This window comes from Streptomyces sp. NPDC039480 (assembly GCF_055597165.1).
Window position 1 is genome coordinate 326763 of sequence record NZ_JBVITX010000001.1, and the last position, 14495, is coordinate 341257.

Here is a 14495-nt window from a genome sequence, read left to right on the forward strand (position 1 = left end):
CATGGTCTCCCTAGCCTGGCCCCTTCCCGCCGCCCCGGACGGGACCACGCCAAATTTCCTGGATCGTCTCGAGCGAGTCCAGCAGCCCGGCGTCCCGGACCACGGGCCGCAGGACGTCGGCGTCGCTCGCGCGCATCCGGAGCACGTCCGCTGGTCGCAGAGTCAGCAGAAGTGGCTCGGCATTCTCGCCAAGCCACTCCCGCTGCCCCAGTTCATGAGCCAGCCGCAGAAGTCCGATGACCAGTCCCGGGTCCCGCTTGTCCGCGGGCAGCCCCTCGAGGAGGCTGCGCCCCCGCTCCAGTGCCGCGCTCCCCGGGCTCCATCCCCCCTCCGCCCAGATCTGGGTGCTCCCCGCCTCCCTCAGCATCTGCTGCAGGCGTTCCCGCGGTCCGCGGAACAGTGCCGCGTACCGGCGGAGGTGGCCGACCAGGGTCCTGAACTCCGACGCCTCCTGCTCCGGATCCACCCGTGCCAACCCTCGGATCACGTACTCCTCGAGCACGGGCCACAGCGCACCCCATAGCGCCCCGTCGCCTGCGGTAGCTGACCGGATCACCTCAACGAGGAGGGACTGGACGATCTCCTCCGGCAGCCAGGAGGCGTCATGGACGAGGTGGCGTATGAGGAAGTCCGTGACGGGCGGGCGCTCAGGCTCGGGCAGGTGTCGCAGCACATCCAGGACATCGGCATAGTGCCTGGCGAGAGGCTGACGTGTGTCCCGGCACAGCAAGCCCACGAGGGCGTGCGCCCCGGACACAGCCCGCTGCTCCTGGTCGACGCGGTACGTGCGCAGGGTGTTTGGCAAGCTCCGCAACAGAGGTGCCAGAGCGTGGAGCACGTGCTGCACGTCCGTGTCGCACAGGAGGGACAGCCGCCTGGTCAGATCGGCGGCGTCCACCCCTCGTGCGTCGTGGAAAGCGGCCGGCCCCAGCACGCTGCGGCGCAGGGTCCAGGACACGTCGCCCACAAGTTCGGTGGTCCCCTGCAGGGAGATCTGTAGGTCGCCCGTGAGGGCGCCGGTGGTGGCTCTCTCCACAGACACGGAACGGGCGAAGGACTCCCAAGACGCCTCACCGAACTGGGAACGCCAGAACTGTGCGCATCGCCACCAACGATCGCCGGGATCCGCAACCGCCAGGAAATCCGAGGCCCGGACGCCGTCTTCGACGACGAGGGCGAGCAGGAGAAGGTTCGCCTCGTAGACCGCGTCCCGTTCGGTGCGCCTCCGAGCGGCTGGAAGGTACGTGACGTCGGACGACCCGTCACTGGTGCGCTCGTCCGTATGGAACAGGGTCCGCAGGAGTCCCGGCAGGCCGCGGTGCCAGCGTGGCCCCTCCGGTCCGGCCAGTTCCCGGAGCGTTTCGAGGACGTGCGTGCGGTCGCTGAGCGGGACGAACGACAGCAGGGCTCGGAGCACCGCGTCGTCGCACCCCGCCGCCCCGGCCCGCTCAGCTCGGGCGCGCATCCGTTCCAGCTCGTCGCAAACCAGCCGGGCGACCAGGTATTCCCCGAACGTCGCGTGCAGGAACTCATACGAGCGCAGGCGTTCCTCCGCGACTACCGCCTGCGCCTCGTGTACGAAAAAGAACCGGCCGAAGAGCAGAGCGGAGCCGGCTTCGCCCAGCAGACTGCCGAGATCGCGATCCGCTTCGCCCGCCGTGAGGCTTTGACTGCGGCGGTTGAACATTCCGATGGCGATCGCGCCCAGTCGCTTGAGCTCCTTCTCGACCGCTTCAGCTTCTGCGGAAGGTGGCATCGGGTCGTCGTGTTTGACGATCTGGCGTCGGACGAACTCCACCAGGAGCCGTTCGTACAGATCGACGCGGCGAATGTCCCGGCCGCCGAGGCGGCGAAGCGGATTCCCGGTCGCGTCGTACAGAGCGAGCATGAGTAGGAGCAGCGAATGGCACGCCAGATCCCGGTATGGGCGCACCACCTCCCACGAGAGCGGTTCGACGTGGTGCGCGGCGAAGTAACGCCGGTTTGTTGCCTGCCACACCTCCAGCCAGCAGACGATGCGGGCGTCGTCGAAGGGCTCGAGACGGAGGACCGCAGAGGCTGTGGGGGTCAGCACCTGGTCGGCGACCACGGTTCGGCTCGTCACGATGAAGATGACCGGCCGGCCCAGCTCGTATTCGCGCTGCTGGAGTTGCTCGATAGTCCTCAGGTACCGCCACTGCCTGCTCATGTCGAGCCGGCCCGCGCCTGCCTGTAGTAGTTCGTCCAGCCCGTCGAGCAGGACGACTCGGACGGCTTCACCGGAGGGCAGCGCGTCCGGCCAAGCCGCCTGATGCCCGGTCGACCTGAACAGGGCCCACTCGAGTTGTCCTTGGACGTCGAGTTCGGCAGGAACGTGCCGGAGCTCGATGTGCAGGCACGAGAACTCCGATTGGGGTAATCGGGCCGCTATGAGCTTCATAAGCAGTGACTTTCCCGAGCCCGGGTGGCCGAGAACCAGGAGGGGCGCCTGGGTGGCCTGGTGACTGAGGAGGTGTGCGGCAAGGAATCCCGCGATGTCCTCTCTGAGAGGTCGGCCATCCCACCAGGTGTCGGAGGCCATCTGCCAGTCGGCCGGGAGTCCAGCCACGCGGAAGGCCGGATTTACGTAGCCGGCTGCCAGAGAGGGAATAACCGGCCCCGCCCCGTCGGCAGCGGCGATCGGCGCCCGAAGCAGTTCCCGTTGCCGCGTGGTGGCCGGGTCGGCGTGCGCGAACTCCTTGAGGAGGACGCCCAGTCCGATGAGGCCGACCCGGTCCGCGGTCGCCTGCTGCCTCTCCGCCTCTTCGTCAGGGTCATACGTCTCGGAGGTGAGGCGCAACTCAGGGGAGTCCCAGGTGACCGCGGCGTGCAGGGCCTCGTAACGGCGCAGGGACAGGCGTGCGAGTTCGTCAGACGTCGATCCGCTGAAGCCGCCGAATGCCATGAGGTCGGCGGATGCCGCGTAGGCGGTGGCGATCTCGGCACGGAGCTCGGAGGGGGATCGGACGCGGGCGGATCCGAGCGCCACGCGGCCGAGTTCTTCGAGCACCTGGGCCTGGAGGTCTACCTGCACCGTCGCCTCAGCCTCGCGTACGGCACCGAGTCGCCCGACCGCGTCGCAGAAGGCGCCTACGAGAAGGACCATATCCGCCGCACACAGTAGTGCTGTCCTCGCGGTGCCACTGCAAGCACGGACCCGGGCGCCGAAGCCCTTGAAGAGTCTGGGTAGCTCGCTGGGCCCTGCGTCGACCAGCCTGAGCGGTTCCAGGATCTCAGCGTCCATGCCCTTGAAACCGTCCCGACGGCCCACCAAGACCTTGACGGCGGATTCGAAGTCGAATGGGACGCTCTCCGGCAGCTCGATGGGTAACCGCTCCTGGGCATGCCTAGGCCGTCGGCGTCGTTGGCATTCCGCCGTTTCCTCCAGTTCGGCGAGGCGTGCGCGCCACCACGCCGGATCCAGGACGAGGCCGGGCGGGGAGTGGGCGCCGACCCGGTTGCGGCAGTGGTTCACGATAGGCAGGATCTCGTCCAGTTGGGGTGCCCTCGCGCGCTGGCCGTTCAGGAGCATGGAGACGGCTGAGTCGCTCCGGTTCAGCACCCGCGCGAGCTCCGTCTGTGAAACCCCGCAGCCGCGCACAGTGCGGCGGAGCGTGGCGCAGAAGTCCGCCACGGCGCCCGTTGCATCCCCCACACGGCACCCCGTTTCCGCTGCCTTTGGGAAAACTGTCGCCAGCGTATGACGTGACCTGCGTCGATGCCACCGTCTTCGGCCTTCTTCAGCGATCAGTCCCACTGGAGCGCGGTGGTCGCAGACTCGGACCCCGGCCGCACTAGGCGGCCGTCCGAAAGGAAGGAATTTCCGTGCGCTGGCTGACCTCACACGCGATCGTGCTGCTTGCCCTGATGTTCATGGCGCTGTTCACCGGCGTGGTTCTTCCGGCCGTATGGTCCTCGCGCCCGGCTCGCCGCCGTGCTGCGGCGGCCGTGCTGCGACAGATCCTAATGACGGTGCGGCGACGCCGTTGACGTGACGGGCTTTCGACGTTGGCAAGCCTTAGATGGAAGAACGCGAGGGCGCGCATGAACTCAACCCGCATGAGCGACAACTCGTCCTGGGAAAGAGGTCTCTCGGGTGGCCTGCAGTCTAGGCGGCCCAGGTGGCCCGGGCGGTCAGGCGGTGTCCGCGCGGCCGTCGCGCGCGGGGTTGGCTCACGCATGCGGAGTTGGTAGCTCCTCAACTACCGCTTATAACGCCCTAATTGACGGAGTATCACATTCACCTACACAGTCCCCGCATTGTCTCGCAGGCGCATTGCACCCACCCCGCCCCCGGGTCACACTGAAGGTCGGACCACGCTAGGAGTTGCGCGTGAGTGATCCGCCCATCGTGTTCCCTGATGTGGAACGCCTCGTCGTCGAACATCTCAAGAGCCGGCCCGAGCTGGCCGGAGTCGTGATCGACAACCGGACGCCGCCGGGGTTCGACGGTACGCAGAAGGTCATCCTGGTGTCCCGGGCGGGTGGGGCGTGGGTCGATGACCAGCGTCTCGACCAGCCCCTGATCGACCTGGAGGTCTACGGTCCCGACAAGCCGACCGCGCACACGGTGGCCACCGCGGCCCGTACGGCACTGCTGACTGTGCGCAGTACCACGTACGGCGGTGCGTATGTCACCGATGTCGTCGAGGCGGACGGGCCGCGCTGGCTGCCCGACTACAACCGGCAGGCGGCCAGTCGTTATCTGTCCACCACCCGGCTCTCGATTCGACCGGCCTGACGGAGTTAAGCCGTGTGCGAGGCCGGCGCGCCCTGACAGTTCGAAGGAGTCCGCATGCCCGGAATGAACCCGAACGAGATCCGCGTCGCCGGCACGGGGCGCATCCTCACCGCCCCGCTCGGTACGCCGGTACCCGCCGATGTGACCGGGAACTGGGCCGCGGCCTGGCGCGACCTGGGCTACACCAGCACCGACGGGATCCGCTTCAACAAGAAGGACAAGATCGACGCGGTGGACACCTGGCAGTCGGTCAGCCCGGCCCGTTTCGTCTACTCGGACCGGGATCTGACCGTGAAGTTCGCCCTCCTCCAGCTCAACGAGGACACCCTGCCGTTCTTCTTCGGGGGTGATGTGGTCAAGGAGACCGCGGAGGGTTCGAAGCTCTACTCGTACCAGGTGGCGTCCGAGCCGAAGAAGGACGAGCGGATGCTCGGCGTGGAGTTCGCGGACGGCGATGTCATCAAGTATCGCTTCACCATCGCGCGCGGCCAGGTGACCGAGACCGAAGAGCTCCAGCTCACCCGTACCGCGTCGGTCAAGCTCGGCATCACCTTCACCGCGCTCGCGGTGGACAACACCACGCCGCTCGCGACCTGGCTGATGAACGACCCCGCGTTCGCGAAGTAGCGGCGGCGGTCACCTGGCTGGCCCATCACTCATCGACCCGGGAGTCCCATGTCCGCGCCTTTCAATGTCAACGCCGCCCGCGCCCAGCGGCTCGAATCGCTGGGCCTGAGCTGGGAGTTCGAGGTGGACGGCGAGACGTTCTCGCTGCCCACCGAGATACCGCGCCGCTCCGCCCAGACTCTCTCCTCCCTGGAGGACAACGACCTGGACGGGCTGCTCGCGCTGCTGCTCGGCGACGAGCAGTACAAGCGGTTCGCCGAGCACGACGTCAGTGTGCAGGACGTGGCCGCCGTCCTGAACGCCTACGGCGAGGCGACAGGGCTGAGCGTGGGGGAAGGCTGAGCCTCGGCGCGCTCGTGGAGGAGCACGCCGAGGCGCTGGAGGCGGATCTGCTGCGCCACTACGGCGTCGACCTGCTCGGCTGGTACCGCGGCGAGCTGTCGTCGCGGCGGCTTGCCGTGCTTGTCCGGCACCTGCCGCAGGACAGCGCGTTCCGGCTCGCGCACGAGGGTGAGGTGGCGCAGTGGTCGTTGACCGATCATCTGCTCGCCGCCGTGGTCGACCATCTGGCCATCGCCAACTGGATGTTCGCCTCGGTCAACCGGGACGAGGACGAGCCGGCACCGGAGGCGCCGGAGCCGGTGCCCCGGCCGGGCGTGGACGACGCCACGCTCGACGGGACGCCCGCGTCCGACGCTCCCGGGCCCGCCGAACTGGCCCGTTTCTTCAGTTGAGCTCGCGGACGCTGTCGAAGGAGGGCCCATGTCCGTAACACCCGGCCCGGTGGGGCCGCTCGGCAGGGAGTACGCCGAGGCTCAGCGCGCCGTCTCCGCGTGGGTGGACAAGCAGGCCACGCGTCTGGTCACCGACATCGTGAAGGGTCTGCTCCAGCCGTCGGGCGCCAAAGGTGAGACCACCGGGGTCAAGGTGGAGGGAGTCGGCGTCGCAGCGGGTGTCAAAGTGGTCGGCGCCGAGAAGACGCTCATCGACCTGACGAAGATGGCCGAGGAGGCCCGGCTTCGCAGCAAAGGCCAGATGCCTGATCAACTGCAGCTCTCCATCCAGGCGTTGCAGAAGACGCTCGACAGGACCCGGGCCACGGTCGGGCGCAACATCAAGAGTGTCGACCGCCTCTCCAAGCGTGTCGGCCAAGCGTCCACGGCTGCCCGACAAGCGGGGACGGACGTCGTCAAGGCGCGCGACATCGCCCTGCGCGCCCACGCCATGGCCCGCACGGCACTCAACCGCCAGCGTGCCGCCGCCACCGCCGCGCGACTCCCCGGCCGCGGAGCACAGCAACAGCAGGTCGACATCAACAACATACGTGCGGCGGCGGACGCGATCAGACGCCTCGAAGGACAGGTCGACCAGCTCGTACGAGCCCTGTAGCCAGGAAGGCACCCCATGTCACTCGTACAAGCCCTCAACCGCTCCGCCTCCGGATTCCGTGGTCTGCGTACGAGCACGGGGCAGGCCGAGGCCGGGGTCGGCAGGCTGCGGGGAGCCGTGCAGCAGGCGGACCGGGTCGTCAGCCGGATCAAGGGCGGGCTCGACCGCACGGCGAGTTCCCTCCGCGGGGTCAAGACACAGGCGGACGCCACCGCCCGCAGCGTCCGGCAGGCCGACCGGGCCATGGACGGCGCCGGGAAGTCCGCCACGCGCGGCGGCGGGCTCATGGGGCGGATGAAGGCGGGCCTCCAGGGCGTCACCACCGCGCAGCGCGGCCTGAACACCGCCATGAAGGCGAACATCTTCGGCGCGATCATGGCGCTGCTGCTCCCGCTGATCACCAAGCTCGTCGACATGGCGATGCAGTCCAAGACCGTGCAGCGCATCGTACGGACGGCGTTCCGGGTCATCGGGCAGGTGATCGGCACGACGATGCGGGCGGCACAGCGGGTCGTGCAGGCCACCTGGAACGCCATCAAGGTCGCCTTCCAGGTCGTCCTGAGGGTGATCTGGACCGTCGTGAAGACGTACTTCACGATCTACAAGACCATCATCACGACCGTGATCCGCGCGGTCCTCGCGGTGATCAGACCGGCGCTGAACTTCCTCCGCGAACGCGTCCCGGCCGCGTTCCGAGCCGTACGCGACGGCCTGCACCGAGCGTGGAACGGCCTGGCGAACTTCACCAAAGGCGTCTTCAACAGTGTCCTCGGTGCCGTGAAGGGGCCCATCAACGCGGTGATCGGCCTGGTCAACTCGGCCATCCGGGCGCTCAACCAGGTCAAGGTGTCCATCCCGAGCTGGGTGCCGGGCGTCGGTGGCAAGACGTTCGGCGTCAGTCTTCCGACGATCCCGACGCTCGCCCAGGGCGGCATCGTGCTGCCCCGCGCCGGGGGCACGCTCGCCCTGCTCGGCGAGGCGGGGCAGGCCGAGGCCGTGCTGCCGCTGAACAGGCTGGAGTCGCTGCTCGCGCGGGGCCCGCGGCCGGGTGCGGGGCCGGTCCGTGCGCTGGGGCCGCAGCAGCGCGGCGGTGTGGTGATCGAGAACTACTACGAGGCGCGCGGCGGCAGCGCCAGGCAGACCGCCGAGGACCTGATGTTCCTGATGAAGGCCAGGGGCTGAGGCCCTGATGAGCACCGGGGGGGGCGTGTGGTGGTGAGCATATGAACGCGAGGACAGTGGGGACAGGAGGGGCAGGGGGGACGCGGAACGGATCCGGCGTGCCCGGAGCGTTGATCGACCGTGACGGGCAGGTGCAATGGGGCGATCTCCTGATCGGGCCCGGCACCCCTTACTGGGTGGCCGCCGAGGGTCTCACCGGCTGGGAGGAGCTGCCGGGTCTTGAGTCGTCCGACGCGAACCGTCCTGCCGGGCACGGCGGCTGGCCCGGCACCCAGTGGGCCCAGCCCCGCACCATCACCGCCCAGCTGTGGCTCGCCCCGGACCCGGACGGCGGCCCCGAAGCGGCCCTGGAGGTCCTGCGTGGGCTGCGTTCCGCCACCGGGATACGGGACGAGGAGGAGTGGCTCGCGGTGCGCCTGTACGGCGAGACGCTGGCCGCGAAGGCGCGCGTCACCCAGCGTGTCGTGCCCACGGACCGGCAGTTCCTCGCCGGCCGGCTGGCCAAGGTGACGCTCCAGTGGAAGGCCATGGACCCACGGCGGTACGACAGCGTCGCGCGCCGGGTCGAGATCGGTCTGCCGCGCCGGGAGCCGGGCCTGACCTGGCCGTTGACATGGCCCTTGAACTGGGGAACGCCGGGGTCGGTCGGCGAGGCGACGGTGGAGAACACGGGCAGTGCCCCCGCCCACCCGCTCATCACCTTCACCGGGCCCTGTGTCGCCCCGCGCCTGGCCAACCACGACAGCGGCACCTGGCTGGAGTACGACCTGCCCCTGTTGCTCGGCGACGTGCTGGAGGTCGACACCGCCGAAGGCTCCGTGCTGTTCAACGGGACGGCGTCACGCCGCCACACCGCGGCCGTCGGCAGTGTGCCCGAGGAGCTGTTCACCCTGGCCCCCGGCGCGTCCCGGCTGTCCTTCCGGGCCGAGTCCGGCGACGCGGAGGCGGCGTCGGCCACCGTTGCCTGGCGGTCGGCCGAGTGGTGAGCGACCGACCCATCGACCGGCGACTTTGGAGAGTTCCATGACGATACGTTCCGCATGGCATCTGCCCACCGGACAGACCCGGGAGGACACCCGGCTCGCCGTGAGCCTCGGGATGGCGTCCTCCGGCCCGCTGACCGCCCGCGGCGGCTGTGCCGTGGGCGGGCTCCAGCTGACCGGCAGTGCGGCAAGCAGCATGCAGGCCCGGCTCTCCCCGGGCCGGCTCTGGGTGCCCGGCGGCTCCGCGGCCGCCCAGGGCGGCTACCCGGTCACCGTGGACGCCGACACACAGCTCACCTTCGCCGACGGCCACGCCACCCTGCCGCGCATCGACGCGCTCGTGGTGCGGGTGTACGACGCGGACTACGACGCCTCGGGGCGCTACGAGGCCGTGCTGGAGATCGTCCAGGGCACCCCCGCGAGCGCGCCGGTGCCGCCCGCGCTGCCGAAGACCGCCGAGCTGCTGTACGAGGTGTCGGTCGGCGCGGGCGCCTCGGCGACGCGGGGCATCACCTGGGCGACGGCGGTCGCCGACCGGCGCCGCTACACCGCGGCGCTCGGCGGCATCCTGCCCGCCGGGGGCGGCCATGCCGCGCGCGGCAGTTACGTCGGCGAGTACCGGGACGTCAACGGACGCCTCGAGCGCTGGGACGGCGGCCGGTGGCTGCTGTACACACCGAACGCCATGCTCAAGCACACCCCCGACCGTGGATTCACCACCTCCGCGACCTACACCGAGACCCTCGTCGACGTCGTCTCCAACCCCTTCGGCCTCACTTTTGTCGCACCGGCGTCGGGCTGGGTGCACATCGCCATCGGCGCCCACATGTGGGGCGCGGGCGGGAAAGAGGCGTTCATGTCGGTGAATGTGCGTCCCGCGGCGGGCGGCACCCCGCTGCTCGGCGCCAGCGACGACCGGGCGGCCTCCCACAACGGGGCCGGCTCGGCTTCCACGTACAGCAACTTCCCGCTCGGCCAGCTCACCCCGGGCAGCTCGTACACCGCCATCGCCGCCTTCAGGTCGGGCACCGCAGGCAACGAGGCCGCCTTCGACAACCTCTTCGTCCGCGTCGACCCGGTGGTATGAACCTGATGGACAGCCCCTACCTCGCCTACTTCGCCGACCTGCGCACGGGCACCCCCATCGACACCCTCCCCCTCCAGGGCCTGGAGTTCGACGACTACATCGGCAAACCGGGATCGCTCAGCGCCACCCTGCCGGTGCCCAACCGGCGGATGGCGCGGCGGGTCAGGGAGCTCCTGGAGGGCCGGACCGCCGTCTACCTCGAACGCGGCGACCAGGTGTGCTGGGGCGGCATCGTCTGGACGCTCACCCCGGCCATGGACGAGCAGGGCATGGTCACCGTCGCGCTCCAGGCCGCCACCTTCGACTCGTACGCGGCCCACCGCCGCATCCGGCAGAACCTCACGTATACCAACACCGACGACCTCGCCATCGTGCGCGGCTTGTGGGAGCACATCCAGAAGATGCCCGGCGGCGACATCGGCGTCGGCTTCGCGCCCGCGCCACCGGGCACACCGCGCACGGTGACGTACCTCGACGGCGACGAGACGCCGGTGGAGGAGGCCATCTCACAACTGGCCACGATGGAACCGGGGTTCGAGTACCTGGTGAGCGTGTACCGCGACCCGGCGACCGGTGAGCGCGCCAAGCGGCTGCTCTTCGGCGTCCCGCGCATCCACGTGGGTGAGGGCACCACGGTCCTCGACCTGCCGGGCGACATCCTCACGTACTCCTTCCCCCGCGACGCCACCCGCGGCGGCACCACCGCGCGCGCCCGCGGGGGCACCCCCGAAGGCGCGGACCGCCCCGTAGTCTCGGACGAACAGGTGGCGCACGCGCTGATCGGCGCCGGCTTCCCGCGCCTGGACACCACGTCCGACCACAGCAACGTCACCGCCAAGGCCACACTCGACGCCCTGGCCCGCACCGAACTCGCGGCGCTCCGCGGGCCGGTGGTGATCCCCGCCGTCCGTATCCGCCTCGACGCGGAGACCACGCCCTCGCTCCTCGGGACGACCGTGCGGCTGCGCATCCACGACGTGTGGTTCAGCGAGGGCCTCGACGCGACGTACCGCGTCATCGGGGTCAAGGTCACCGCCCCCGAGCGGGGCCGCGCCGAAACGGCGGAACTCTACCTCGAAGGCATGGAGGGCCTGTGATGCCGAATCTCCCCGAGGACATCCTGGACCGCATCAAGAACCTGGAACGGCAGGTGCGGCAGCTGACCACGTACGTCAACACGCGTGCGGCTGCGGCTCCCGCGAGGTCGGCGGAGGAAACCGACGACGACGGTGTGGGGGAAGGCGAAGGCGGGGGCGGGGGCGCCGGTGGGGAGCGGTAGCGGCTCGACCCGTGAACACCGCTCTTCACCATGGTCACAAAGGTTCCCGAGGAGTTGGCCGACTCGTCCCTGACCCTGCCCGTCCAGGGCCTCTACGGTCCCCTGTGACCAGTCGGCGACGTGCGCCAACTCATCGTTCGCTTCTCGGGTAGGAGTATCCATGGACCGTCGCAATTTCCTGCGTGGTGCGGTGTTCGGCACCTCTGCCGCCGTCTTCGGCGGCACCCTCATGCACGGCGCCGCCTACGCGGCCCCGGCCCAGAACGGCCCCAGCCCGTACGGTGGTCTGCTGGCCGCCGACGCCAACGGCATCATGCTGCCGGCCGGCTTCACCAGCCGCGTCATAGCCCGCTCGGGCCGCACGGTCTCCGGCACCTCGTACACCTGGCACGGCGCCCCCGACGGCGGCGCCTGTTTCGCCGACGGCACGGGCTGGATATACGTCTCCAACTCCGAGCTCTCCACCGGGGGCGGGGCGAGCGCCGTCAAGTTCAACTCCTCCGGTTCCGTCACGGGCGCCTACCGGGTCCTCTCCAACACCCGTAACAACTGCGCCGGCGGGGCCACCCCGTGGAACACCTGGCTGTCGTGCGAGGAAGTCAGCCGCGGCTACGTCTACGAGACCGACCCGTGGGGCACGAAGGCCGCCGTCCGCCGGGGCGCGATGGGCCAGTTCAAGCACGAGGCCGCCGCCGCCGACCCGGTGCGCAAGGTGATCTACATGACCGAGGACGAGTCGGACGGCTGCTTCTACCGGTTCATCCCCACCACCTGGGGTGACCTCTCCGCCGGGACCCTCCAGGTACTGGTCGCGGGGACCGGCGCCTCCGGCTCCTTCACCTGGACGAACGTGCCTGACCCGGACGGCTCGCCCACCTACACCCGCGACCAGGTCTCCGGCGCCAAGATCTTCAACGGCGGCGAGGGCTGCCACTACGCCTCCGACACCGTCTGGTTCACCACCAAGGGCGACAACCGCCTCTGGCGGCTCAACCTGCGCGACAGCACCTACGAACTCGCCTACGACGACAGCCTCGTCACCAACGGCACCCCGCCCCTGACCGGTGTCGACAACGTCACCGGCAGCTCCTCCGGAGACCTGTTCGTCGCCGAGGACGGCGGCAACATGGAGATCTGCGTCATCACCCCCGCCGAAACCGTGGCGCCCTTCCTGCGCATCAACGGCCAGTCCGGCTCCGAGATCACCGGCCCGGCCTTCTCGCCCGACGGCAAGCGGCTGTACTTCTCCAGCCAGCGCGGTACGTCCGGCAGCTCGTCCGGCGGCATCACCTACGAGGTCTCCGGGCCCTTCCGCACCACCGTCTGAGCGCGCCAAGGCGGACTCGTGTCAGCGGACGCGGCGGATCCGGATCGGGCCGCGCGCGTCCGCCGGATCCGCTGGACGGCCCTTCTGGGTGATCTCCACCTCGCCGGCCGCGACCAGTCGGCGGGCGGCTCGGCGCGCCGGCTCCATCAGGGCGCGCCAGCCGTCGTCGTCCCCTCCGTACACCGCACGCGCGGCGTCGGAGGGGCAGATCGTGGCGGACGGACTGCGGCGCTCGAGGAGTTCCAGGATGGCCTGTTCCAGGCGCCGGTCCGTCCGCCGTTCGTCGTCCGTCACATCCGCCAGTGTCGCACCGCGGGTCAGATGACGCCCTGGGCGGACATCGCGTCCGCCACCCGCTCGAAGCCGGCGATGTTCGCGCCCGCCACGTAGTCCCCGGGGACGCCATAGCGCTCGGCGGTCTCGTGGCACGTGCGGTGGATGTCGTTCATGATGCGCGTCAGCTCCTCCTCGACGCGCTCCGCCGGCCACGACGTACGGGCGTGGTTCTGAGCCATCTCCAGCGCGCTGACCGCGACGCCGCCCGCGTTGGCCGCCTTGCCGGGCCCGAAGGAGACGCCCGCCTGCTGGAAAAGGCGTACGGCCTCGGGGGTCGTCGGCATGTTGGCGCCCTCCGAGACCGCCTTCACACCGCCCCGGATCAGAGCGGCGGCGTCGTCGGCGTCCAGTTCGTTCTGCGTGGCGGACGGCAGCGCGATGTCGGCGGGCACCTCCCAGACCCGGCGGCCCGGCACGAAACGGGCCGAGGCGCCGCGGCGCTGGGCGTAGGTGTCCACGCGGGCGCGTTCGACCTCCTTGACCTGCTTGAGGAGGTCCAGGTCGATGCCCTTCTCGTCGACCACATAGCCCGAGGAGTCGGAACACGTCACGGCGTTGGCGCCCAGGGCGGCCAGCTTCTGGATGGTGTAGATGGCGACGTTCCCGGAGCCGGACACGACCGCCGTCCGGCCTTCGAGGGTCTCGCCGCGCTCACGCAGCATCGCCGCCGTGAAGAGGACGTTGCCGTAGCCGGTCGCCTCCGGACGGATCAGGGAGCCGCCCCAGGTGCGGCCCTTGCCGGTGAGGACGCCCGCTTCCCAGCGGTTGGTGATGCGCCGGTACTGGCCGAACAGATAGCCGATCTCCCGGCCGCCGACGCCGATGTCGCCCGCGGGTACGTCCGTGTGCTCGCCGATGTGCCGGTACAGCTCCGTCATGAACGACTGGCAGAAACGCATGACTTCCGCGTCGCTGCGGCCGCGCGGGTCGAAGTCGCTGCCGCCCTTGCCGCCGCCGATGCCGAGGCCCGTCAGCGCGTTCTTGAAGATCTGCTCGAAGCCGAGGAACTTGATGACGCCGAGGTTCACCGAGGGGTGGAAGCGCAGGCCGCCCTTGTACGGGCCGAGGGCGCTGTTGAACTCCACCCGGAAGCCGCGGTTGACGCGCACGCGGCCGTGGTCGTCCTGCCACGGCACGCGGAAGACGATCTGCCGCTCCGGTTCGCACAGTCGCTCGATCAGGCCGGCTTCGGCGTACTCGGGGCGAGCCGCGATGACCGGCGCCAGGGTCTCGAGGACCTCGCGGGCGGCCTGGTGGAACTCCGGCTGGGCCGGGTTGCGGTGTTCTATCTCGGTGAGCAGCTGCGCGAGCTCTGTCTTCTGCGAGAGCGCTGACTTCGTGTCGGGTCGCGTGGTCAAGGGAGCCCTTTCTGGCACGGCCGGCGTAAGCGCTCGGCGCCGTTGCCGTGCGCAGCCGTTGCCGTGCGCAGGGGGACGCTCGAGCCGCAAGTATGACGCGCATGTAAACACAGCGACCAGCCCCCCGGTCCAGGGAGTGCCCACCATGCGAGACCGGTCCGTCGGTGC

Annotated in this window: 15 protein-coding genes; 12 read left to right on the forward strand and 3 right to left on the reverse strand. The window is 69.8% G+C overall.

The features are described 5' to 3' along the window. Positions 1 to 10: 10 nt before the first annotated feature. The gene (locus ACZ56E_RS01465; RefSeq protein WP_471209624.1) at positions 11 to 3580 is read right to left on the reverse strand and encodes an NACHT domain-containing protein; all 3570 of its coding nucleotides are present in this window, start codon (positions 3578 to 3580) and stop codon (positions 11 to 13) included. Between the two features lie 263 nt (positions 3581 to 3843). On the opposite strand from ACZ56E_RS01465, the gene ACZ56E_RS01470 reads away from it, so the two are divergent. The 12 genes from ACZ56E_RS01470 (at position 3844) to ACZ56E_RS01525 (ending at position 12633) form a co-directional block, all read left to right on the forward strand. Next, the gene (locus ACZ56E_RS01470) at positions 3844 to 4008 is read left to right on the forward strand and encodes a hypothetical protein (RefSeq protein WP_471209626.1); all 165 of its coding nucleotides are present in this window, start codon (positions 3844 to 3846) and stop codon (positions 4006 to 4008) included. Positions 4009 to 4351: 343 nt separating this feature from the next. Further along, on the forward strand, positions 4352 to 4759 hold the full coding sequence (locus ACZ56E_RS01475; RefSeq protein ID WP_471209628.1) for a hypothetical protein: 408 nt from the start codon (positions 4352 to 4354) through the stop codon (positions 4757 to 4759). A 54-nt stretch (positions 4760 to 4813) separates the two neighbouring features. Next, positions 4814 to 5386 (forward strand): phage tail tube protein, encoded by a 573-nt coding sequence (locus ACZ56E_RS01480; RefSeq protein ID WP_398299141.1) that lies wholly within the window; start codon positions 4814 to 4816, stop codon positions 5384 to 5386. 48 nt (positions 5387 to 5434) lie between these two features. After that, entirely contained in the window at positions 5435 to 5728 is a 294-nt protein-coding gene (locus ACZ56E_RS01485) for a hypothetical protein (protein WP_398299139.1), read from the forward strand. A 14-nt stretch (positions 5729 to 5742) separates the two neighbouring features. After that, positions 5743 to 6120, forward strand: coding sequence for a hypothetical protein (locus ACZ56E_RS01490; protein WP_471209631.1), 378 nt, complete (start codon positions 5743 to 5745; stop codon positions 6118 to 6120). Positions 6121 to 6148: 28 nt separating this feature from the next. Then, complete coding sequence (locus tag ACZ56E_RS01495; protein ID WP_471209634.1) at positions 6149 to 6775, forward strand: hypothetical protein; 627 nt, start codon at positions 6149 to 6151, stop codon at positions 6773 to 6775. Positions 6776 to 6790: 15 nt separating this feature from the next. Next, a complete protein-coding gene (locus ACZ56E_RS01500) occupies positions 6791 to 7957 on the forward strand; it encodes a hypothetical protein (RefSeq protein ID WP_471209636.1) in 1167 nt (388 codons plus the stop codon). Between the two features lie 41 nt (positions 7958 to 7998). Beyond that, positions 7999 to 8943 carry a phage distal tail protein gene (locus ACZ56E_RS01505; protein ID WP_471209640.1) on the forward strand — a complete coding sequence of 315 codons (945 nt, stop codon included), beginning with the start codon at positions 7999 to 8001 and terminating at the stop codon, positions 8941 to 8943. 37 nt (positions 8944 to 8980) lie between these two features. Further along, positions 8981 to 10027, forward strand: a complete 1047-nt coding sequence (locus tag ACZ56E_RS01510) for a hypothetical protein (RefSeq protein ID WP_471209642.1) — start codon at positions 8981 to 8983, stop codon at positions 10025 to 10027. 5 nt (positions 10028 to 10032) lie between these two features. After that, positions 10033 to 11124 carry a hypothetical protein gene (locus ACZ56E_RS01515; RefSeq protein WP_471209645.1) on the forward strand — a complete coding sequence of 364 codons (1092 nt, stop codon included), beginning with the start codon at positions 10033 to 10035 and terminating at the stop codon, positions 11122 to 11124. Beyond that, positions 11124 to 11306: a hypothetical protein gene (locus ACZ56E_RS01520; protein ID WP_471209648.1), complete on the forward strand. Its 183-nt coding sequence runs from the start codon at positions 11124 to 11126 to the stop codon at positions 11304 to 11306. The genes ACZ56E_RS01515 and ACZ56E_RS01520 overlap by 1 nt, the downstream gene beginning before the upstream one ends. 160 nt (positions 11307 to 11466) lie before the next feature. Further along, positions 11467 to 12633: an alkaline phosphatase PhoX gene (locus ACZ56E_RS01525; RefSeq protein ID WP_468603850.1), complete on the forward strand. Its 1167-nt coding sequence runs from the start codon at positions 11467 to 11469 to the stop codon at positions 12631 to 12633. A 21-nt stretch (positions 12634 to 12654) separates the two neighbouring features. On the opposite strand, the gene ACZ56E_RS01530 is transcribed toward ACZ56E_RS01525, so the two are convergent. Further along, entirely contained in the window at positions 12655 to 12927 is a 273-nt protein-coding gene (locus ACZ56E_RS01530) for a DUF3253 domain-containing protein (RefSeq protein ID WP_471209650.1), read from the reverse strand. A 23-nt stretch (positions 12928 to 12950) separates the two neighbouring features. After that, positions 12951 to 14327: an NADP-specific glutamate dehydrogenase gene (gene gdhA, locus ACZ56E_RS01535; protein WP_471209653.1), complete on the reverse strand. Its 1377-nt coding sequence runs from the start codon at positions 14325 to 14327 to the stop codon at positions 12951 to 12953. Between the last annotated feature and the right edge of the window lie 168 nt (positions 14328 to 14495).

Bases quoted from the DNA above. Each gene is read 5' to 3' on its own strand.
- ACZ56E_RS01480 (WP_398299141.1), top strand. From the start codon at position 4,814: ATGCCCGGAATGAACCCGAACGAGATCCGCGTCGCCGGCACGGGGCGC.
- ACZ56E_RS01485 (WP_398299139.1), top strand. From the start codon at position 5,435: ATGTCCGCGCCTTTCAATGTCAACGCCGCCCGCGCCCAGCGGCTCGAA.
- ACZ56E_RS01515 (WP_471209645.1), top strand. From the start codon at position 10,033: ATGGACAGCCCCTACCTCGCCTACTTCGCCGACCTGCGCACGGGCACC.
- ACZ56E_RS01525 (WP_468603850.1), top strand. From the start codon at position 11,467: ATGGACCGTCGCAATTTCCTGCGTGGTGCGGTGTTCGGCACCTCTGCC.
- ACZ56E_RS01510 (WP_471209642.1), top strand. From the start codon at position 8,981: ATGACGATACGTTCCGCATGGCATCTGCCCACCGGACAGACCCGGGAG.
- ACZ56E_RS01520 (WP_471209648.1), top strand. From the start codon at position 11,124: ATGCCGAATCTCCCCGAGGACATCCTGGACCGCATCAAGAACCTGGAA.
- ACZ56E_RS01505 (WP_471209640.1), top strand. From the start codon at position 7,999: ATGAACGCGAGGACAGTGGGGACAGGAGGGGCAGGGGGGACGCGGAAC.
- ACZ56E_RS01495 (WP_471209634.1), top strand. From the start codon at position 6,149: ATGTCCGTAACACCCGGCCCGGTGGGGCCGCTCGGCAGGGAGTACGCC.
- ACZ56E_RS01500 (WP_471209636.1), top strand. From the start codon at position 6,791: ATGTCACTCGTACAAGCCCTCAACCGCTCCGCCTCCGGATTCCGTGGT.